At 71.3% G+C, this 19,839-nt stretch carries 18 protein-coding genes, 4 tRNA genes and 1 other RNA gene; 6 read left to right on the forward strand and 17 right to left on the reverse strand.

What is annotated here, in order from left to right; all coding sequences use genetic code 11:
• Positions 1-20: 20 nt before the first annotated feature.
• From groES to H6726_07570, 8 genes are all read right to left on the reverse strand, one after another.
• Positions 21-308: a co-chaperone GroES gene (gene groES, locus H6726_07535; protein MCB9657488.1), complete on the reverse strand. Its 288-nt coding sequence runs from the start codon at positions 306-308 to the stop codon at positions 21-23.
• 380 nt (positions 309-688) lie between these two features.
• Positions 689-764, reverse strand: a tRNA-Arg gene (locus H6726_07540).
• 65 nt (positions 765-829) lie between these two features.
• Positions 830-922: transfer RNA gene (locus tag H6726_07545), tRNA-Ser, on the reverse strand.
• A gap of 87 nt (positions 923-1,009) precedes the next feature.
• On the reverse strand, positions 1,010-1,471 hold the full coding sequence (locus H6726_07550; protein MCB9657489.1) for a nucleoside deaminase: 462 nt from the start codon (positions 1,469-1,471) through the stop codon (positions 1,010-1,012).
• A gap of 73 nt (positions 1,472-1,544) precedes the next feature.
• On the reverse strand, positions 1,545-1,976 hold the full coding sequence (arfB, locus tag H6726_07555) for an aminoacyl-tRNA hydrolase (GenBank protein ID MCB9657490.1): 432 nt from the start codon (positions 1,974-1,976) through the stop codon (positions 1,545-1,547).
• A 134-nt stretch (positions 1,977-2,110) separates the two neighbouring features.
• Positions 2,111-2,199, reverse strand: an RNA gene (gene ffs, locus H6726_07560) — signal recognition particle sRNA small type.
• A gap of 101 nt (positions 2,200-2,300) precedes the next feature.
• A tRNA-Ser gene (locus H6726_07565) sits at positions 2,301-2,390 on the reverse strand.
• A gap of 97 nt (positions 2,391-2,487) precedes the next feature.
• Positions 2,488-2,577: transfer RNA gene (locus H6726_07570), tRNA-Ser, on the reverse strand.
• An 84-nt stretch (positions 2,578-2,661) separates the two neighbouring features.
• Here H6726_07570 and H6726_07575 point away from each other — a divergent pair.
• A complete protein-coding gene (locus H6726_07575; GenBank protein ID MCB9657491.1) occupies positions 2,662-3,696 on the forward strand; it encodes an NAD-dependent epimerase/dehydratase family protein in 1,035 nt (344 codons plus the stop codon).
• Between the two features lie 15 nt (positions 3,697-3,711).
• Here the strand turns inward: H6726_07575 and H6726_07580 are convergent, their stop codons facing one another.
• Together H6726_07580 and H6726_07585 are read right to left on the reverse strand one after the other, a co-directional pair.
• On the reverse strand, positions 3,712-5,043 hold the full coding sequence (locus tag H6726_07580; protein MCB9657492.1) for a hypothetical protein: 1,332 nt from the start codon (positions 5,041-5,043) through the stop codon (positions 3,712-3,714).
• A complete protein-coding gene (locus H6726_07585) occupies positions 5,040-5,741 on the reverse strand; it encodes a response regulator transcription factor (GenBank protein ID MCB9657493.1) in 702 nt (233 codons plus the stop codon). Before H6726_07585 ends, H6726_07580 begins: the two co-directional genes overlap by 4 nt.
• Before the next feature lie 366 nt (positions 5,742-6,107).
• Between H6726_07585 and H6726_07590 the strand changes: the two genes are divergently transcribed.
• Both H6726_07590 and H6726_07595 read left to right on the forward strand, forming a co-directional pair.
• Positions 6,108-7,631 (forward strand): YHYH protein, encoded by a 1,524-nt coding sequence (locus H6726_07590; protein ID MCB9657494.1) that lies wholly within the window; start codon positions 6,108-6,110, stop codon positions 7,629-7,631.
• Positions 7,628-8,500, forward strand: a complete 873-nt coding sequence (locus H6726_07595; GenBank protein MCB9657495.1) for a hypothetical protein — start codon at positions 7,628-7,630, stop codon at positions 8,498-8,500. Before H6726_07590 ends, H6726_07595 begins: the two co-directional genes overlap by 4 nt.
• A gap of 75 nt (positions 8,501-8,575) precedes the next feature.
• On the opposite strand, the gene H6726_07600 is transcribed toward H6726_07595, so the two are convergent.
• Positions 8,576-9,085, reverse strand: a complete 510-nt coding sequence (locus H6726_07600; GenBank protein MCB9657496.1) for a PaaI family thioesterase — start codon at positions 9,083-9,085, stop codon at positions 8,576-8,578.
• Positions 9,086-9,203: 118 nt separating this feature from the next.
• Here H6726_07600 and H6726_07605 point away from each other — a divergent pair, with 118 nt between their 5' ends.
• Positions 9,204-10,130 carry an AraC family transcriptional regulator gene (locus tag H6726_07605; protein ID MCB9657497.1) on the forward strand — a complete coding sequence of 309 codons (927 nt, stop codon included), beginning with the start codon at positions 9,204-9,206 and terminating at the stop codon, positions 10,128-10,130.
• Here H6726_07605 and H6726_07610 read toward each other — a convergent pair.
• Positions 10,112-11,380 (reverse strand): hypothetical protein, encoded by a 1,269-nt coding sequence (locus H6726_07610; GenBank protein MCB9657498.1) that lies wholly within the window; start codon positions 11,378-11,380, stop codon positions 10,112-10,114. The genes H6726_07605 and H6726_07610 overlap by 19 nt on opposite strands.
• A 154-nt stretch (positions 11,381-11,534) precedes the next feature.
• Between H6726_07610 and H6726_07615 the strand changes: the two genes are divergently transcribed.
• Entirely contained in the window at positions 11,535-11,966 is a 432-nt protein-coding gene (locus H6726_07615; GenBank protein ID MCB9657499.1) for a hypothetical protein, read from the forward strand.
• A 48-nt stretch (positions 11,967-12,014) separates the two neighbouring features.
• Here the strand turns inward: H6726_07615 and H6726_07620 are convergent, their stop codons facing one another.
• From H6726_07620 to H6726_07635, 4 genes are all read right to left on the reverse strand, one after another.
• Positions 12,015-12,395 (reverse strand): CBS domain-containing protein, encoded by a 381-nt coding sequence (locus H6726_07620; GenBank protein MCB9657500.1) that lies wholly within the window; start codon positions 12,393-12,395, stop codon positions 12,015-12,017.
• Between the two features lie 216 nt (positions 12,396-12,611).
• The gene (locus H6726_07625) at positions 12,612-13,058 is read right to left on the reverse strand and encodes a DUF4281 domain-containing protein (protein ID MCB9657501.1); all 447 of its coding nucleotides are present in this window, start codon (positions 13,056-13,058) and stop codon (positions 12,612-12,614) included.
• Positions 13,048-14,568: a hypothetical protein gene (locus H6726_07630; protein ID MCB9657502.1), complete on the reverse strand. Its 1,521-nt coding sequence runs from the start codon at positions 14,566-14,568 to the stop codon at positions 13,048-13,050. The genes H6726_07625 and H6726_07630 overlap by 11 nt, the downstream gene beginning before the upstream one ends.
• A 51-nt stretch (positions 14,569-14,619) precedes the next feature.
• Positions 14,620-16,593 (reverse strand): hypothetical protein, encoded by a 1,974-nt coding sequence (locus H6726_07635; protein ID MCB9657503.1) that lies wholly within the window; start codon positions 16,591-16,593, stop codon positions 14,620-14,622.
• A 228-nt stretch (positions 16,594-16,821) separates the two neighbouring features.
• Here H6726_07635 and H6726_07640 point away from each other — a divergent pair, with 228 nt between their 5' ends.
• The gene (locus tag H6726_07640) at positions 16,822-18,687 is read left to right on the forward strand and encodes a hypothetical protein (protein ID MCB9657504.1); all 1,866 of its coding nucleotides are present in this window, start codon (positions 16,822-16,824) and stop codon (positions 18,685-18,687) included.
• Positions 18,688-18,732: 45 nt separating this feature from the next.
• On the opposite strand, the gene recA is transcribed toward H6726_07640, so the two are convergent.
• On the reverse strand, positions 18,733-19,803 hold the full coding sequence (recA, locus tag H6726_07645) for a recombinase RecA (GenBank protein ID MCB9657505.1): 1,071 nt from the start codon (positions 19,801-19,803) through the stop codon (positions 18,733-18,735).
• Positions 19,804-19,839 lie beyond the last annotated feature (36 nt).

The following is a 19,839-nucleotide window of genomic DNA, read 5'->3' on the forward strand; positions in this document are numbered from 1 at the left end:
GTTCAGTCTCCTCCGTCGAGTCAGTCGAGAATCGCGAGAATGTCCGACTCGCGCATGATGATGTAGTCCTTGCCGTCGAGCTTCACTTCGGTGCCCGAGTACTTGCCGAAGAGGACGCGGTCGCCCTTCTTCACGGTCAGCGCGCGGACCTTGCCGTCGTCGCCCACGGCACCATTCCCTACCGCCACGATCTTCGCCTCGATGGGCTTCTCCTTGGCGGTGTCGGGGATGATGATGCCGCCTTTGGTCTTCTTCTCTTCTTCCACGCGCTCCAGGAGCACGCGATCCTGTAGGGGTCGGATCTTCATCGCAGAGTCACCTCGGTTGAGTCGTTGTGCGCGGCGGTGGCCGGAGCGGCCGCGAGCCCGCGCGGGATGCCTCTGATAAACACCCGGGGCCGTCGGGGCAAGGGGGTTTGATGAACTTTTTGGCACTCGCCACCCCCGAGTGCTGCTTTTCGCGGCCCCTGCCGCGCGCCCCGGGCGAGCACGTCGAGGAGACCGAGCGGCCCCCGCGGATTCCTCCATACCCCCCCCGCTCAGGGCTGCGTGTATCCCCCGGCCCCGCGCCGTTCGGCGCCACGGCGCCGGGCTCGGAGCAAACGGACGGCGACGGCTGGGGCGAGTCAGGACCGCCGCCTCGAAACGCGCATGAAAAAGCCCCTGCGCGGGGAGCGCAGGGGCTTTGCTGGCGGACGCGGGAGGACTCGAACCTCCAACCCCCGGTTCCGTAGACCGGTGCTCTATCCATTGAGCCACGCGTCCAGCGAGTCGCGCACTTTAGTCGTCCAAGCCCGCTCGTCAAGCGAAGTTGGCGCCCGAAGCGCACTTGGCGGAGAGGAAGGGATTCGAACCCCCGGTACAGGTTTTGCCCGTACGATCGCTTAGCAAGCGATTGCCTTCGACCACTCGGCCACCTCTCCAAGAATGTTGTCAATCCACGCGCCTCCCGGAGACCGGTCGGCAGGGGCGGGTTCTTAGCCCCCTGCCCCCGGCGTGTCAATCCTCGATCAACGCGAAGCCGCTGGCTCGCCCTTCTGTCGCGCCCGCAGGGCCCGAAAGAACGACGAGAGCTGCTCGGCGCACTCGCCGGCCAGCACCCCGCCGACCCCCTCGAAGCGGTGATTGAGGCGGGGGTCGTCTCCGAGCTGATAGAGGGTGCGCGTCGCGCCGGCCTTCGGGTCGTCCGCGCCCCACACCACACGCCGCACGCGCCCGTTGACCATCGCCCCGGCGCACATGGGGCAGGGCTCGAGCGTCACGTACATGCACACGTCGTCGAGGCGGAAGGTGCCCAGGCGCGCGGCGGCGGCCCGCAGCGCGATGAGCTCGGCGTGGGCCGTGGGGTCCTGGCTGCGCTCCCGCAGGTTGCGCCCCACCGCGATGATCTCGCCCGCCCGCACCGCCACGGCGCCCACTGGCACCTCGCCTTGGTCCGCGGCCAGCGCGGCCTGAGCCATTGCGGCGCGCATGAAGTCTTCGTCCATGGTCGGCTGTGGATAGCAGGTTCCGACGCAACGCGCGCGCCCACGACCCTCCGATCGCTCAGTAGTCTCCGCTGTCCACCTTGCCGCGCCCCCGCTTGACCTCGGAGCGCTGGCTCTTGCCCTCGAGGCGCCGCCGCACAGCGCCCTTGCTGGGCTTGGTGGGGCGCCGGCGCTTGGGCACGACCGTGGCCGAGAGCACCAGCTGCTGGAGCCGCACGCGCGCGTCCTCCAGATTGCGCTGCTGGCTGCGGGTCACGTCGCTCACCACCCGGATGGACCCGTCCTGATTCAGGCGCTGCCCCGCGAGCTGCTCGAGCCGGAGGCGCACGGCGCCGGGGAGCTCGGCGGCGTCCAGGTCGAGGCGCAGCTCCACCTTGGTGGAGACCTTGTTCACGTTCTGCCCGCCGGGGCCGCTGGCGCGTGCGGCCGACCAGGAGAGCGCACTCCCTGGCACCGTGATGCGCGCGTCGATGACGAGGTCGTCGGACATGACGGGCTCGACCCTAGGGCAAAACGCGGCGACCGGGAGAGGGAAAGGACCGAATCGACGGACACGTGAGCCGCGCAGGACGTCGCATCGCGGGTCCGCGACGAGCTCTCCGCGCGTGGCCCCGGCGCAGAATTGAAAGTGGCCCCACCACACGCTGGAGACCGCTACCGTTGCTCCCTTCCGGGCCTGGCGGGGTTCACGGGCCAGCGTTGGCAGGACCATAAGAGGTGTCCGAAGACGAACACCCCGTAGCACACGGGGCGGGGACGGCGCTCCGAAAAAGCGCCTCGCCCGAAGACCCCCGAGCGGACGAGGGCCGAAGAATGGCGGAGAGGAAGGGATTCGAACCCCCGGTACCCTCGCGGGCACACACGATTTCCAGTCGTGCACCTTCGACCGCTCGGTCACCTCTCCTAGGCGAAGGGCAAGCCCTTCTAAGGCATGGATTAGCCCACTTGCGCCTTTGGCGCAGAGTGGAACGCAGAAGTTCAAAGACCAACCAGACCCGTTTTGGCGGAGAGCAAGGGATTCGAACCCTTGGTACCGTTGCCAGCACACTTGATTTCGAATCAAGCTCCTTTGACCGCTCGGACAGCTCTCCGCGGCGGAACCTAGCAAAAGGATCTTGGGTGTCAACAGCGAGCAACACTTGCGTCGCGATGGTGTCTGACGGTACGTGCGGTCGATGACAGTGTTCTTGACGGGGGCCACCGGACAGGTCGGCCAGGCAGTGCGTAGGCGCCTCGCGCAGGCAGGGGTCGCGGTGCACGCGCTGACCCGCAGCGGGACCCCCGACGAGCCCGGACCGGCCGGTGAAGACATCACCTGGTTCCCGGGGGACGTGGGCGATCCGAGCGCCATGGCGGAAGCCGCGCGGGGCTGCGACGTAGCCGTGCACGCGGCCCGCGAGTGCGCCCACGACGCGAGCCTCGAGGTGCTCGGCTGGGTCAACGTGGCGGGGACGGAGAACGCGCTCAAGGCCGCGCGCCACGCCGGCTGCAAGCGCTTCGTCCACGTGGGCTGCGTGGACGTGACCCTGGCCGACCACGACCGCGTGAACTGGAACGAGGACAAGGCGCTGGGCCACCGCCCCAAGGCTCCCCACGCGCGCACGGAGCTCGAGGCGGAGGAGCTGGTGATCGGCCTGGGCGATCAGCGCATGTCGACGGTCGTCCTGCGCGCCGCGACCCCCTGGGGTCCGGACGAGCGGCGCCTGCTGCCGCGTCTGGTGCGGGAGTCGCGCGCGGGGGGCGTGCAGCTGGTCGGGCGCGGGGACACGTTGGTGGCGACCTGCCACGTCGACAACCTCGCCCTCGCCGTCTGGCTGGCCGCCCAGCGCGCGGGCGCTGCGGGCTCGCTCTATCACGTGACGGACGATGAGCTGACCCTCGCGCGAGACTTCTACGGTGGCCTGTGCACCGCCCTCGGGCTCGCAGCGCCCCGCCCCGGCGCCGGAGTGGCCGTGGCTGCGCTCAAGGCGCGCCTGGGGCTGGGGACGCTCACGCTGACCGACGTCATCCAACGTGGGCGCAGCACGTCGTTCGACATCTCTCCTGCGCGTGAGCAGCTGGGCTACGCGCCTCAGGTCACGGTCGACGCGGGCCTCGCGCAGCTCAGCGCGGCTGTGGCAGCACGGGGCGGCGCCGACGGCGTGCTCGCCTCCGCGCGCACGACGCCTACCGCCGACAGCATCCGCACGCAGGTCGAGCGCGCGAGCTGAGCGCTGCGGCCTGCCCTAACCAGCTGCGGGCAGACGCAGCGTGACGCGACAGCCGCGCTCCGGACTCTGCGTGATGGCGACGGATCCCCGGTGTCGCTCCACGACGCGCCTGACGATGGCGAGCCCGAGGCCCGAGCCGCCCGTCTCTCGACTGCGGCTGCTCTCGAGGCGCACGAACGGCTCGAAGACGTCGTCGCGGCGCTCGACGGGGATGCCCTCGCCACCATCGTCGACGTGCACCAGCCACTCGGCGCCGGCGCGCTCGAGGCGCAGCGTGGGCGGCTGCGCATAGCGCACGGCGTTGGCGGCGAGGTTGTCGATGGCGCGGAACAGCAGGCGCTCGTCCCCTGCGACCAGGGCGCACGCGTCGGCCCGCTCCACCACGGCACCGGTCCAACGAGAGGCGACATCATCGACCAGCTCGGAGAGGTCCACCGAGCTCCGCTCGATAGCAGGTGCGTCGGGCCCCAGGCGATAGAACGCGAGCAGCTCGTCCGTGAGGGCGCGCATCTCTCCCGTCGTCGCGCGCATGTCCGCCAAGATGGCGTCGCGCGCGAGCGGGTCCTCTTCGTCGGCCAGCTGCTCGATGGCGAACAGCAAGCGCGCGACGGGCGTGCGCATCTCGTGGGACACGGACTGCAGGAGCTCGCGGTGGCGCTCCAAGAGCTCCTCCGAGCGGGCGGCCATCCCGTTGAAGGCCTTGGCGATGTCTTGCATGGCGTCAGCGCCGCTCAGCTCGACGCGCGCGCCGAGGTCGCCCCCGATGAAGCGCTCGGACGTGTCGGCGAGGTGCACGAGCTGCCTGCGCAGCGGCCACAGCGCGAGCGTGAGGCCCAGCGCCGCGAACGCCATCAGCAGCAGCGTGCCCAACACGTGCCCGCCCAGCGGCGGCGGCTCGGGGGGCGGCAGGCGGCCGACCACGACCCGGTCGCTCTCCGGCACCAAGAGGAGCGCACGACGCGCGTAGGGTGGTCCGGTCATCACCACCTCCCCGCGGGCGAGCCGCGTGCGGTCGCGACCATGCACGTCCAGACGCGCGAGGGGCGCGACGTGGACGCTCTCCCCGACCCACGGCCGGGCCGCGGCGAGCACCTCTGGAGCGGGCTCGCCCGCCTGTAGCCGGCGTGCGGTCTCGCGCACGAAGGCGACGGCGCGCTCCTCGGCCACGTCGCCCCGCGGGGAGCGCCCCGCGTGCGGCGGACGCGCTGGCCCCTCTCCGGACTCACCTCTCGGGAGGCCGAGGCCGTGACGGATCCGCGGGAGGGAGGCGAGCGTGATCATCCCGAGCGCCGTCAGGAGCGCCGCGACGCCCACCGTCAGGTACAGCCGCAGGAACAGACGCCTCACGTCCGCACCGCGAAGAGGTAGCCGCGCCCGTGAACCGTGCGGATCATGGCGTCCCCGCCGAGGTGCTCGCGCAGCTTGCTGCGCAGCTTGGAGACGCGCAGATCGAGCGAGCGGTCGAGGCCGTCGTAGGGGACGCCACGCAGCGCGAGGAAGAGCTCGTCGCGCTCGATGACGCGCCCCGCGTGCTGCACGAAGAAGGCGAGCAGGTCGTACTCGGCGCTGGTGAGGGGGATGGGCCCGGACGGCCCCAACGCCTCGCGCGCCCCCGTCTCGAGGCGCAGCGCACCGAAGCGCAGGACGCTCGAGGTCGCCTGCCGCTCACGGCGCAACATCGCGCGGACCCGCGCCAGCAGCACCTGAGGCACGACGGGCTTGATGACATAGTCGTCCGCGCCCAGCTCGAGCCCCGTGACCTGATCGAAGTCGTCGCCACGCGCCGTGAGCATGAGCACGGGGCCTCCCCAGCGAGGGCGTAGGGCGCGCAGCACGTCGAACCCGTCCAGGCCCGGCAGCATCAGGTCGAGGATGAGCAGGTCGGGCGCGAGAGAGAGCACCCGCTCGACCGCGCGATCGCCGCGCCCCTCGGTGTCCACGCGCAGTCCGTCGCGCGCGAGCGCTGCGGCCATCAAGCGCGCGAGGGGCGCGTCGTCTTCGACGATGAGGACGTGGGCGGTGGCGGTGGCGGTGGAGGTCGACATGCGCGCGAACGACGAACGAGGCCCACTCAGCCTGCCGACAATCCCAGGCGGTCGCCACCGAGGAGTTGTCACGAAGTGTATCCTCCGCATCGCCACTGCCCCGCGGTTCCGGTGGTGGCGCTCCATGGTCGGCACGCGCCGCACGACACGGCCGCATCTGGCTACAAATCGATACACGAACACGACACGCGTACGACAGCCGAGCACCGAATCTCCGGACACCCTGTCGAGCATGCGACGCTCGTGCGACCCTGACCGAGGGCGCGTGAGCCCCAACGCCGGAGATCGCCATTGTCTGCCCTACCCGCCCCGCATCCGCGCCCCTCTCACCGCGCCTCTCTCCACCTTCGCACCACACGCGGGGCCATGCGGCTCACGACGTGCTGCGCGCTGCTCGTCGGCTTCGCGGTCGCGGGCTGCGGGGGTGGAGGTGGGGGTTCCCCCGATGCGGGGGCGGACGTGGGCGTGACAGGCGACCAAGGGGTCGTCGCCCCCACGGCCTGCACCGCGCTGCTCGAGGAGGCCGGTGACGCCTACACGCTGACGGGCACGCTGCGCGACTGCGCGGGCGTGACGGGAGGCGCCGCGGTGGCCGGCTCGCTCATGAACCTGAGCGGCATCACCATCGACAACGAGGGCACGGACATGACGCCGTGCATCGCCGTGCTGTGCGACGACACGCACGCGTACGTCGCGACGAACGCGCTACCGCACTACGACTTCGTCGCGACCACGCCCAACGCGCTCGTGGAGAACGCCTTCATCTACCGCGTCCCGCTCACGCCAGCCCCCTATGCGGGCACGACGAGCGCGACCGACGCGAACACCATCAACGGCTGCGCCGCCGCGTACACGCAGTACCTCGCGGCCCCGGACACCGCCACCCAGAACGAGCCGAGCGGCTTGTGCGCGCTCGGCTCGGCGACCCTCATGTCGGACACGGAAGACAGCGTGACCCGCGTGTACCAGCAGATCCCTTGCTTCGACACGACGGGGTTCATGATCGCGGGCTCCCCGGTGTTCGGTCCGAACGAGGGGGCCATGCCGGACCCCTACGGCAACCCCGGGTACAACTACCCGAACGACACGAGCGACGACTACGGCAACGGCGCCGCGCTCGACTTCTGCGGCGGACACACCGCGTTCACCATGCACTACCATGCGGCCATCGACGCGTGCTTCGAGCGCGACGCGAGCGGAGCCCCCGCGAACTCCTACGCAGACGCGACCGCTGGCTGGGACATCGAGGCGGCGATGACCGCGCCCTGCACCGAGCCCTCGGGCGTGGTCGGCTGGTCCGCGGACGGATACCCGATGATGGGCTCCTGTGTGTGCGTGGCGCGCGACGGCGACGGCGCCTGCACGGACGTGCGGCGCGCGCGCAGCGGCTGGGTCTATGGCGGGCTCGGCACGTGGGGTGACGCGCCGGGCGAGGCCGCCGCCCTGGGCGTCGAAGGGTCCACCTGCACCACGGACGACGACTGCTGCACCGACGCCAACTGCCACTTCTCGTGCTCGGTGACGGTGGCGGGCAATGGCGGGACGGACACGGTGGTCGGGCGCCGCTGCGTGCTGGTGGACTACTCGTGGTGCACCCACCAATACGTCCGACGGGACGACAAGCTGCCCGCCGGAGAGGACTACGTGTACCTGGACCGCTGCAACGGGTACGACGGGCCCGACGGCTACGCCTACCACACGACGTTGACCTTCCCGTTCATGACGGGCTGCCTGCGTGGCGCCGCCGACGACTACGTGGCGGACCGTGGCGACGGCGGCATGAACATGATGGGCCTGCCGATGTGCATGCCCGGGCAGATGATGTGCTGTGGCGACGGCATCTGCGGCGGCCCCGAGAACGCGCAGAACTGCAGCGCGGACTGCCCATGAACGCTGGGCCGGCGGAGCCGCCGCGAGCCCGGGCACCGCGCGAGGCTGCGCACGGGCGCACGACGGCTGCGCGGGCGGCGGCGCACAGGCGGTCGGCGTGCGGCGTGCTGGCGGCGTTCCTCCTGTTGACGGCGAGTGGCTGCGAGGACGACCCGAGCGGCGCGGACACCCCGATACGACTCGTGGGCGACGGCGCCCACGTGCGCTACCTCATGGGCGTCAGCTGGGAAGGTGCCGTGCAGGACGACACGGACGACGCCTACCTCTTCACCTCCGACGAGGGCGTGGAGGTGCGGCTCACGGCGCTGTGGTTCGGGGTCGGGGCGGTGGAGCTGGTGCCCTGTGAACCGGACACGACGGACGCGACGGTGGCGGCGCTGCGCGCCCTGGTCCTCCCCGGGCGCGCGCGCGCGGATCACGTGTGGGTCAGCGACGGGACGTTGGTGGAGGCGCCCACGGTGTTGGACGCGCTCGACGGACAGCTGGTGGAGTACGGCGGCGGCACCACCACGGAGGGCACGACCTACTGCGGTCTCTACCAGCGCGCGATCGTCGCCCAAGACGGCCTCGATGCGCAGCTGGTGCGGCAGAGCCTGCGGGCCTCGGGGACATACCGCGCGCCCAGCGAGGCGCAGGCTCGAGCGTTCGACGTGTCGGTGGACCTGCTGGTGGGCTCGACGGATGTGCTCGCGCGTGACGAGCTCAGCGCGTGGCTTCCCGGGGTCACCGACGTCGTCATCACCTACGAGGGCGCGCGCGCGTTCGACGGGGTGCAGCCGGAGACGCTCTCGGAGCGAGGGCTGGCGTACGAGCTGCTGCGCAACGTGATCGCGTCTGCGCGAGTGAGCGTACGCATGCCCCTCGACTGACGGGATGAGCTCGGCGCCTCGCGTCGCGTCCCGCAGCAGCCGGCCGAACATGCAGCCGGCGTGCGGGGAGCGCCGTCAGCCCTGAAGGATGAGGCAGGTCGACGTGGCGTGGGCGTACACGCGCTGCTCCGCGTCCAGGATTTGCGCGTCGGTGACGGCGGTGGTGCGGCCGCGATGCACGAGGCGGCCGACGGCGCGCAGATCGGCCTGGCCCACCTTGGCAGCACGCGTGAGGTTCACCTTCAGCTCGAGCGTGGTGTAGCCGACGCCCGCGGGGAGCGTGGAGTGCAGCGCCACGCCCAGGGGCGCGTCCAGCACCGCCGCGTACCAGCCGCCGTGGACGCCGCCGAGGGGGTTGAAGAGGTGCGGCTCGATGCGGTCGATGGTGAAGACGCACGCCCCGGGCTCGACGCTCGCGAGGCGGAAGCCGAGCGTCGCGCCGATGGGTACGTCGGTGTCGTGCGCGATGAGCTCTTGGAGGAACTCGAGACCGCTCATCGCGCGGGCGCGAGCGCCCAAGTCGCCGGGCTGGGCGAACGCGTAGGTGCGGGAGAGGGTGCTGAGGGGCTGCGAGTCGTGTGGCATGGCGTGCTCCGGGGTGACGCGACGACGTCCGTCGCTGGGTGGACACGCTAGCCACCGCCCGGCGGATGCTCCATGCTCATGTGGCCGTGTTTCGTTGCCGTTCGTTCGGAGGTACGCCGTGGATGTCCTCTCCAGTGTGTTGACCCACCTCGAGCTGCGCACCACGCGCTACTTCCGCGTGCAGGTCGGTGGGGCGTGGGGCGTGCAGATCCCGCCTCAGCAGGGCGTGATCCGCTTCCACGTGGTGCTGTCGGGTGCATGCACGCTGACGCTGGGCGACGAGACCAAGGCCCTCGGCCCGGGGGACCTGGCCTTCGTGCCCCGTGGCCTAGCCCACGGTTTGAGCGACGCGCCACGGCGACGCATGACCAGCTTGGGAACCGTGCTGCGACGCTCGCCGGTCGGCCCGACGGGCATCCTCTCGCTCCACCCCGAGCCCTCGACCGAGCTGCTCTGCGGGCACATGACCCTCCGCAGCCAACACCACCCGTTGCTGGTCGCCATGCCCGACCACGTGGTCGTCCAGTCTGCGGAGGCGAGCTGGCTGCCCGCCCTGGTCGCGGGCCTGTGGCGGGAGCTGCGCGAAGAGCTGGAGGGGAGCGCGGCGCTGATCGATCGGCTGGTGGAGGTGGTGCTCATCCAGGCGCTGCGGGAGCTCGTGCGCACGCGCGCGGACGTGCCGTTCGCTCGAGCGCTCGGGGACCCGGCCATCGCGCGCTGCTTGCAGGCGTTCCACGCGGACCCGGCGGCGGACTTCAGCATCGCCGAGCTCGCCCGCCTCGCGGCGCTGTCACGCACGACGTTCTGTGAGCGCTTCCGCGAGACGGTGGGTCTCTCGCCCGCCGACTACATGACGCGCTGGCGACTGGACCTCGCCGCGCGCTACCTCGCGCAGGACGCGCGGCTGAGCGTGGACGAGGTGGCAGCGCGCGTCGGGTACCAGTCGCAGGCCGCGTTCTCGCGCGCCTTCGCACGCCACCATGGGATGCCACCGTCACGGCTTCGCAGCGGCACCCCGGCCCAGGCTCACATCTGGAAGCAGTAGTAGCGGTGCAGGACGTTGCAGGCCCCGGCCGTCCCGCTCTGTGTCCAGGTGTAGTCGGTGCCGCCGGTGCTTCCGTACGCCCCACCCCCCGTGGTGGTCGTCCAATCGTTGCAGTCGTTGCCGTTCCACTCCGTTCCAGCGCCGGTCGTGTTGGTGAACGGGATGTTGTTGCTCACCTGCACCCCAGCCTCGGTGCGGAGGAAGCGCGCCTGGATGGACCCGTCCGTCAGGTCGCTCCAGTCGTTGGCGAGGACGATGCCGGTGTTGCCCGCGGGCATGATCCACGGGATGGTCGACCGCGTGAAGCGCGTGGACGGCGAGCCCGTGCTGTCGCTCAGCCAGGCGCGATACGTGCCGGGTAGCTCGGCCGCGTCCGCGTGGCTCTGGCAGAACGCGTCGGCGCCGGCCAACCCGCCGAGGTCACCCATGTGCGTGCCGCTCGTCGTGAACGCCCAGCGCCCCTCGATGCAGGTGCTCGCGACGCACATCGCGCCCGCGCGGCAGTCCGCGTGGCTGGAGCAGAACGCTGGGCACGCGGCCGCGCTGCCGGTGCACTGGTAGGCACCACAGGCTGTCTCGTCGTCGGCCAAGATGTCCGCTGGACACTCCGCGCTCGCGCCGGTGCAGACCTCGGTCAGGTCGCACGCGCCGGCGGCGGGGCGGCAAGCCAGCTCGCTGTCATGCAGCTGGTCGGCCGGGCACGCGGCGCTGTCTCCAGAACAGTGCTCGGCGACGTCGCACGGCCCGGCGGCTGTGCGGCACTCGGTCGACGTGTCGGCGAGCGTGTCGGTCGGGCAGGCAGCCGAGCTTCCGTCACACAGCTCCGGAACGTCACACGCTCCCGCGGCCGGACGACACTCGGTCCCGGCGCTGGCGAGCCCGTCGACGGGGCAGACGGCGGACGTGCCCGTGCACAGCTCGGCCGCGTCGCACGCATCGGTGGCCGCGCGGCAGATGGTCGTCGCGTCCGCCAGGATGCACTCTCCCGCGGTGCTGCAGGTCGCGGACTCGCACACGCCGTCGCATGCAGACTCGCAGCACACGCCGTCCACACAGTACCCGCTGGCGCACGCTGCGGACGCGGCGCACGTGGCGCCGAGTGGGGCCGGGCCCTGGTCTGGCAGGGCGGCCGCGTCGGAGACGGATGCGTCCGCGAGGGGCGCGTCGCCGCCGCCACACCCGGGCGCGGGGAGCGTGGAAAGCGCGAGCAAGGTGAGCAAGAATCGGCGTGAAAGCGAGTGTACGGGCATGACGGTCTCCTCGGGCCGGACGTGGCCCTCGAGTCGTCAGTGGCGATACGCGCCGCTTCGATCACCAGATTCGGCGGCATGCGCACGAACGGGCCGTCGGCCGTGCGCTCGGGCCGTTCTCAGGGTCGGGGTGCGGCGCTATCCTGGCGGCACCATGACGCGCCGTTGCCACCCCCTCCTCTCTCTCGCCCTGTCCGCCGTTTGCCTCGGAGGGTGCGGCGGGCCCGCGGACACCCCGAGCGGAGCCGAGTCGACGACGGGCGCCGAGCCCATCGCGACCCCCACCGCGGTCGGTGAGGTGGCCCCCGTCCACGGAGCCACGCTCTTCGCGGTATACGTCGCCGTCGCGGAGGCCGGCGCGCCCGCCCTCGAGCAGGCCGCAGGGCCCTTGCGCGAACGTTCCATCATGGTGTCCGTCGGCGAGCTGGGCTGCGACCGCGGCGCAGCCGAGGCCCTCGGGGTGGCCCCCGACTGGCACGGCGTAGCGGTCATGTTCGAGACACGCGAGGCCGCGCTGGCGTTCGCCGACAGCCTCGACACGCCGCCCGCCGGCGTCGCGCAGGTGACTGCCGGCTGCGCCGACTGAGCGGTCGCCGGTGCCGCCGGGCCCGCGACCCAGCGAACGAGCCTCCCCTCAGCGCGACGCCAGGCGCCCGTGCAGCAACGCGGCGAAGGCCGTGCACACATCGACGGTGGTGAAGATGCCGACCACCTTGTGGTTCTGCACCACGATGGCGGAGCCGTACTTCTTGCTGGCCATCTCGCTCACCACCTCGTCCAGGGGCGCATCGGGGGACACGGTGTAGACGCCCTGGCTCATGGCGTCTTCGACGAGGATCACCGTCGGGTCCACGTCGCGCAGGGTCTCGACCAGCGCCAGGTCGCGCTCGGTGATCATGCCCACCAGCTCTCCTCCGCGCAGGACGGGCAGGTGTCGCACCTCGAGCTCGCGCAGCACCTTGTGGGCATGCGCCAAGGTCTGGTCGGCGCCGACCGTGTGCGGGCTGGTGGTCATGTACTTCTGGATGGTGGGGATGCTCTTGCTCATACCAGACCCCCATCGCAACAAGCGTGCCCGGCCGGGGCAGAGGAACGCGGCGCGCGAGCGCGCGGGATTCGAAGCGCCCGCAGATATCCAGACACCGTCGACCAGCGGTCCCCACGCATGCCCGGGTGCCCGTGGCGCGCAGGCCTTGCGCGGCGCCGTGACGGGACGCAAGGCGCGGCTCCCTCAGCCCAGGACGAGCCGCACCGCCATGTATGCCAGCAGCCCAATGGGGCCGTACATGAACGTGAGCCCGTACACGGGCAGCAGCCACGCGTGCGACAGGCCCTCGCGCTCGGCATCGAACGCGATGGACGCGCCGACGAACAGGTCGAAGGCCAGGAAGTGGATCCAGCCGACCAACACCACACGCGGCGTGCGAAAGAGCGAGATGACCCCGCGCAACGTCGTGAAGTTGCCGCGCGGCTTGCCGTCGGGCGTGTCGTAGCGTCCGCCGAGCGCCAGCAGGAGCAGGTACAGCACGCACAGCGCCGACAGCGCGCCCCCGAGCAGCCACGTGCGCAGGGGGGCCGGCACGAACGGAAAGAGCAGCACGACCACCCATCCGCCGAGCGCGACGAGCGTGGCGAGCCGGAACGCGCGGCCCAGCACGGGCGCCGTATCAGAACCCACGCGGCGCGCCCCGCAGCGTGACGTCCAGGGTGCTGGCCCCCGGCACGGCAGGGAACGTCACGGCGCGTGCGGCTGCCTCGAGACATGCCCGCACGTTGGGCGACCAGCTGGCGCCGCCGAGCGTGACGTTCGTGACCTGACCCGCGGCGCTCACGCCGATCGCGAGGGTGGTCTCGTGCGGTTCGCGAGCGCCCGCCAGACACGCACCGAACGCGGCCACGTGCTGGCGGAGGATGCGCCTCCCGACCTCCGCGCTGAGAGGGCCACGCGACGACGCACGCGCCACCGTCACGTGCAGGGGATGCGTGCCCAGCAGGTTCACGCGCACTACGAACGCACGTCGGGTGACCCGTGGGGTGGGCTCCGCGCGCAAAGGCAACAGCGCGTCCACGCTCGCCTGGGGCAGCACGTAGAGCAGCGCGTCCTGCGCAGCGCCGATGCCCAGTGACCCAGCGCGGTCGGCGCTCAGTACATCGATGGTCTCCGCCCGGATGCCATCGCCGTCGCGCTCCGTCTCGTCGTCCACCATGTCCGCCTCGTCGCGCGTGCCGAACAGGGGCGCACTCCAGGCACGCAGGAAGGCATCCCGCTCCTCGTTCGTGAGCCCTGCCGCCACGAGCGCCGCTCCGAGGCGCGCCTCGGCCTGCTCCGCGCCGAGCGAATGCTCGTCGGCTCGCTCGATCACGGCGGGTGCCTCGCCGTCGAGCGCCACCACGCGTGCTCGAGTCTGCGAGCGGTCGCCCGGGCGGTAGACGCGCATGACCCAGCCCGCCACGCGAGGCGCGCCGGTGTCCGTGAGGGCGCGCTGTGTCACGCGCACTGCCGTGTCCGTCGCGACCGAGACCTCGAGGGGCAGCGTCGCGCGAGCGGGACCCGTCCGGTAGAAGAGAAAGCCGAGGGCGTCGTCGCCCACGTGCACGCAGTCGGCGTCGTCCGTCTCGTAGCGCGCCAGCTCGCGCACCTCGCAGACACCGTCGGCCGTGCTGCAGGGCGCGCTCGGCGCCGGGTAGATCCCCGTGCAGTCGCCTCGCGTCACGCGCACACCGGCATAGCGGAGGCCCCCTTCGGCGAGGAGCACGCCTTGCGGATAGTGCTCCAGCACGCGGCCCCCCCCCGAGGGCGTGACCGTGAGCGCGAGCGAGAGCGCGTCGGCGCCGTCGTCCAGGTGGAAGTAGAGCACCGGCTTGTCCACGTTCGTGACGCTCAGGTCGATGGACGGAATCCGTGCCCCTGGCTCGGAGGCGGAGGCCACGGGGAGCGCGCCGGCCAGCGCCTGGGCCTGGTCCGTGCCGAAGGGCGCATCGAGCAGACCCCACTCGTGCAGCGCGTACGGAGCGCCATCACCAGGCGGCGCCTCGACGAGCTCCGCCTGGGCGCCCGGCGGCTCGGTGAGGACGGGCTCTGGCCCCGCGCCGCAGCCGAGCGCCAAGCCGAGCGCCAAGCCGACCGCCAAGAGGGCGACGCCCATCGAGCCCGCGCCGCACCGAAGGATGTTCCACGCGCCTGCCATCGAGCGAGCGTCGCACCGCGCGTGGCGGACCACAAGCGCGGCGCCGGCGGTTCAGTACACGACGATGGCCGCGTAGACGCTCGTACCGTTGGTGTACACGACGGCCGCGCCGTTGTTGGACGGAAGCCCCGCCACGCCGGGTGCGTTCCCCGTGACCGCGACGGCCCGGAGGTCCGCAGCGGCGACCGCGCTCCCGCCCGTCACCAGCCGGTCGAGCTGGACGGCGCCCGAGGAGAGCTGCGAGACGACGTAGGCGTTCCCGAGCGCGTCGGCGTCGATGGCGCGCACCTGCGCGAAGGCGACACCCGACGGGAGCCCCTCGGCCTGCGTGCTCGTGCCGGGGGCGGAGAGGGGGATGACGTCGACGTTGGTGTCTCCGTTCGTCCCGACCACGTAGAGGAACCCGTTCGACGCGGCCCAGTCCGAAAAGAAGGCCTGACCAGGTGGGTTCGACTCTGCGCCGAAGGTCACGCCGTGGTCGACGCTGGAGCGCACGCGGAACGCTGGGTTGTCGGAGCCGAGCCAGACGGCGCCCGACACGCGGTCCACCATGATGTCGTGGAACGAGTTCGCCTGGGGCACGCGGGTGAACTCGAACGCGCCCACCCCTGATGTGAGGTTGCGGAAGACATCGATGGTGTTCGCCTGCCGGATCGCGGTGACGTAGACGGCGTCCCCAAAGGAGTCGATGCTGAAGCCAACGTTCACCAACCCGGTCGCGAGGGTGACGGGCGCACTCCAGGTCGCGCCATAGTCCGCCGTCTGCGACAGCACCAGGGTCGTGTCGCTCAGCACGGCCACGGCCCAGGCCACCCCTGGCGGCCCGCCCTCGATGGCCAGCTCGATGACGTTGGCAGCGACGACGTTGATCGGGTCTGCATAGGTGACCCCGCGGTCCGTGCTGCTCGCGATGTACGCCGCGCCACCGCACTTCATCGCGACGTAGATGGCGCCTGCGTCGTCGAGGCCGATCTTGCGGCCGGTATTGGAGCTTGCCGAGGTGCAGCTCAGCATGCCGCTGACCACCTGAGCCGCGACCGACGTGAACGGGAACTCGAACTCGCACACACCGCTGCAGCCGTCGCCGTCCATGTCGGACCCGTCGTCACACTGCTCGCCCGTGATGGCATCGATGATGCCGTCGCCGCACTCCTCGAGGCCACGGCAGTCGGCACGGCAGCCATCGCCCGCCAGGACGTTGTCGTCGTCGCACTCCTCGTCGACGTCGAGCAACCCGTCACCACACTCCTCGAGCCCCAGGCAGTCGGCGCGGCAGCCGTCGCCGTCTTCGTTCCCGTCGTCGTCGCACACCTCGCCGTCGTCCAGAACACCGTTGCCGCACAGCAGGGTGCAGGTGGTGCCGTCCCCGCCGTAGCCGACGTTGCAGGTGCACGTGGGCGGCGCGCCGAGGTTGTTCGCGCATGCAGCGTTGAGGTCGCACCCGCCGTTCGCCGTGTCGCACTCGTTCACGTCGTCACAGCCCAGTCCGTCCACGTTCAGCAGGTACCCGCTCCCGCAGCTGCACGTGAACCCGCCCACGTCGTTCGTACACTGCTGCGCGCACCCACCGTTCGCCGTGTCGCACTCGTTCACGTCGTCACAGCCCAGACCGTCCACGTTCAGCGCGTACCCGCTCCCGCAGCTGCACGTGAACCCGCCCGCGTCGTTCGTACACTGCTGCGCGCACCCGCCGTTCGCCGTGTCGCACTCGTTCACGTCGTCGCAGCCCGTGGCGCCGTCGCCCGCGTAGCCGCTCGGGCACGCACCGCACAGCACGTCGTCGTCCTCCATGGTGCACGTGACGAGCGCATCACATCCCCCGTTGTCCACCTCACAGCTGGCGCTCTGGCCAGCATCCATGCCCGCGTCCATGGCGCCGAGGTCGACCCCCTGATCACCGCCGGCGTCCGCGCCACCGTCAACCTGGACGATGATGCCGCCATCGCACCCTGTCCCCAGCGTGGCGCAGGCCAGGAGCACGGCCGAGGCCAGCACGGGAATTCGGGAGAGGGGGATCGCGGGCACTGAACGCATGACACCTCGAGATGGGTTGGGGGAGCGGGAGCAGGCGTGCGCACGCCGAGGTGTGCATTGATTGCACAGTGCCAATTGCGTTTCAATCACATTTTTTCACCAACAACATCTCGGCACGCGGTGTATGGACGCCCTGCCGTGCGTCTGGCAAGCAGGGTAATCGAACCTTCGCGACACAATGATCCGCGGCGCTGGTCTGCCTGGCGCGGGTGCCTGCTGATGTGGGCGTTGTCCGCGGCCGGTTGCGGCTCGGGCGAGTGCGTCGACCTGGACTTCGACGGCTTCGGGCGCCACTGCGGGCAACCCGACTGCGACGATCGCAACGCGGACCGCAACGTGGACTGCGAGGCCATTCCGGCCCCGGACTGTGACGCCGACCCCACGGCCACAGGCTGCCCGTGCGTCGTGCTGGCCAGCCGCGCGTGCTACCTGGGGGATCCGGGCACCGAGGGCGTGGGGCTCTGCCGGGCAGGGACGGCCGTGTGCACCAACGGGTTCTGGGGCGCGTGCCGTGGCTCCGTCGCGCCCGTGGCCGAGGTCTGCGACGGGTACGACCAGGACTGCGACGGGCGCGTGGACGACGGCGTGGGCAGCCCGTGTGGCGGGTGCGACCCGTCCTGCGTGGGGAGCGTGTGGGGCGAGGGCGACGCGCCCTTCGAGGGCGACACGACTTCGGGTACGGCGCTCACGCCCGAGGGCTGGCTGACGCTCGCACGCACACCCGTGAGCTCGGACTCGCTGTTCATCCCCAACACGGGCGACGGGACGGTGACGCGCATCGACGTGTCCTCCGCGCAGGCCGTGGCGCTCTATCCGAGCGGGGGGGCGGACCCTGCGCGCGTGGCGGTGGACTGGCGAGGCGACGCCTTCGTCCTCAACAGCGCGTTCGGTGGGGTCTCCACGCTGCGCAAGATCACCACCGACCCCGCGCGCTGCCTCGACCGGGATACGTCTGGCACCATCGAGACATCGGACGACCCCACGGTCGCCCTGGCGGACGACGAGTGCGTCCTGTTCACCGTGCCCGTGGGCGGCGCGGGCGAGGTCGGGCGGGCGCTGGCGGTCGACGGCGCGCTGACGAACTTCGAGGGAAGTCCCTCGGGCGGCGACGTGTGGGTGGGGTTGTACGAGGCAGAAGCCCTGCTCCACCTCGACGGGGAGACTGGCGCGCTGCGCGAGCGGATCGAGACGCCGGGCTTCAAGCCGTTCGACGCCACCTTCGACCCCTTCGGCACGCTCTACGCCATCTCGCTCGACGGCTATCTCCTCGCGCTGCCGCGAGCCAGGCCGAGCGAGCTCACGCTCGAGGCGGTGCCGCTGACATGCTACCTGCTGCACGCGCTCGCGTCCGACGCGGACGGGCGCCTGTTGATGTCGGGCTTCTCGTGCGACCAGGTCACGCACTTCGACCCGCTCGCGCACGTGTACCGACGCGTTGGAACGGAAGAGAGCCCACGTGGCGTCGCGCTGCTCGGTGAGCAGGCCTGGGTGGCGCACACGGATGGGCGCGCGTCCCAGCTGGGCCTCGACCCGCTGCGGGTCGCCCGCACCGTGGACTTGGGCGGGCCCATCGAGACCAACGGCGCGGCCGCAGACGGTGCGGGCCGCGTGTGGCTCGTGAGCAGCCAGGCGTCCTTCGGTGAGCCACAGGGGGTGGCCACCGCGCTCGACGGCACGACGGGGGCGTTCATCACGAGCGTGCCGCTCGGCACGCTGCCCCGCGCTCAAGGGGACCTCAGCGGAGCACGTCGCTCGGGCGTGTTCGCGCCCCTCGGCGTGGCCCAGCACGTCTTCACTGGCTGCGGCACGGCGGCCACCGAGTGGGAGCGCCTGCACGTCGGCTGGGTCGCCGGGGCCGACGCCACGCTCGAGGTCTGGCTGCGCCACGCCGCCACGGTCGAAGCCCTCCCCTCGGCGACCTTCGAGCGCGTCCTGCTGCTCCCCTCGGACCAGCTGCCGCTGGATCTCGAGTTGCCGATGGGAGGTGCGGTGGAGGTCCGCCTCGAGCTCCGCGCCAACGCGCGCGACGGCGCCGTGCGGGTAGAGCGCGTGGGCGTCGAGTGGTCCTGCGGCGGCTTCGGCTGACCCACGCACGCGCGAGCCGAGCCGGCAGGACACCACGACGTCCCGTCAGGCGGCCTTCTTGCCCTTCGGGTCCTTCTCGGCCTTGCCGCTTCCGTCACCGTCGCCGCTGCCGCCCGCCGAGGCGGACGCAGGCGCGATGCGCGCCGAGACCGCCGCGAGCAGCTTGGCGTGCAGCTCGCTCGACTCGACCAGCGAGGCGCGCGCCTTCTCGCGCCCCTGACCCAGCGACGTGCCTTCGAACGAGAAGTAGGCGCCGTTCTTCTCGACCACGCCCAGCGCCGCGGCCGTGTCCAGCAGGTCGCCCACCGCGTCGATGCCCGTGCCGTAGCGGATGTCGAACTCCACGTTGCGGAACGGCGGCGCGAGCTTGTTCTTCACCACCTTCACGCGCGTGCGGTTGCCGATGACGTCGTCCCCCGCCTTGAGCGAGCCGATGCGCCGCACATCGAGGCGCACCGACGCGTAGTACTTGAGCGCGTTGCCGCCCGTGGTGGTCTCGGGCGAGCCGAACATGACGCCGATCTTCATGCGCAGCTGGTTGATGAACACGATGGTGGTGTCGGTCGCGTGGCACACCCCCGTGATCTTGCGCAGCGCCTGGCTCATGAGGCGCGCCTGCAGGCCCACGTGGTTCTGGCCCATGTCACCCTCGATCTCGGCCTGCGGCACCAACGCCGCCACCGAGTCCACCACCAGGAGGTCCACCGCGCCGCTGCGCACCAGGGTCTCGGCGATGTTGAGCGCCTGCTCGCCGTTGTCCGGCTGGCTCACCAGCAGCGCGTCCACGTCCACGCCCAGCGCCCGCGCGTAGTTGGTGTCGAGCGCGTGCTCCGCGTCGATGAAGGCCGCGACGCCGCCCGCGCGCTGACACTCCGCGATGGCGTGCAGCGTGAGGGTGGTCTTGCCGCTGGCCTCGGGGCCGTAGATCTCCACCACGCGCCCGCGCGGGTAGCCGCCGCTGCCGAGGGCCACGTCGAGCGAGGGGCAGCCCGTGGAGATGCTGGGCACGCTCACCACGGGGCGCTCGCCCAGGCGCATGAGCGAGCCTTTGCCGAACTGCTTCTCCACGTCGCGGAGGGCCTGGTCCAGTGCTTTGAGTCGGTCTTTGAGGGTCATCTTGCTTGGTCTCCTGGTCACGCGCGCGCCGCCCTG

The organism is Sandaracinaceae bacterium (assembly GCA_020633055.1).
Classification (GTDB): Bacteria; Myxococcota_A; Polyangia; order Polyangiales; family Houyiibacteriaceae; genus JADJJE01.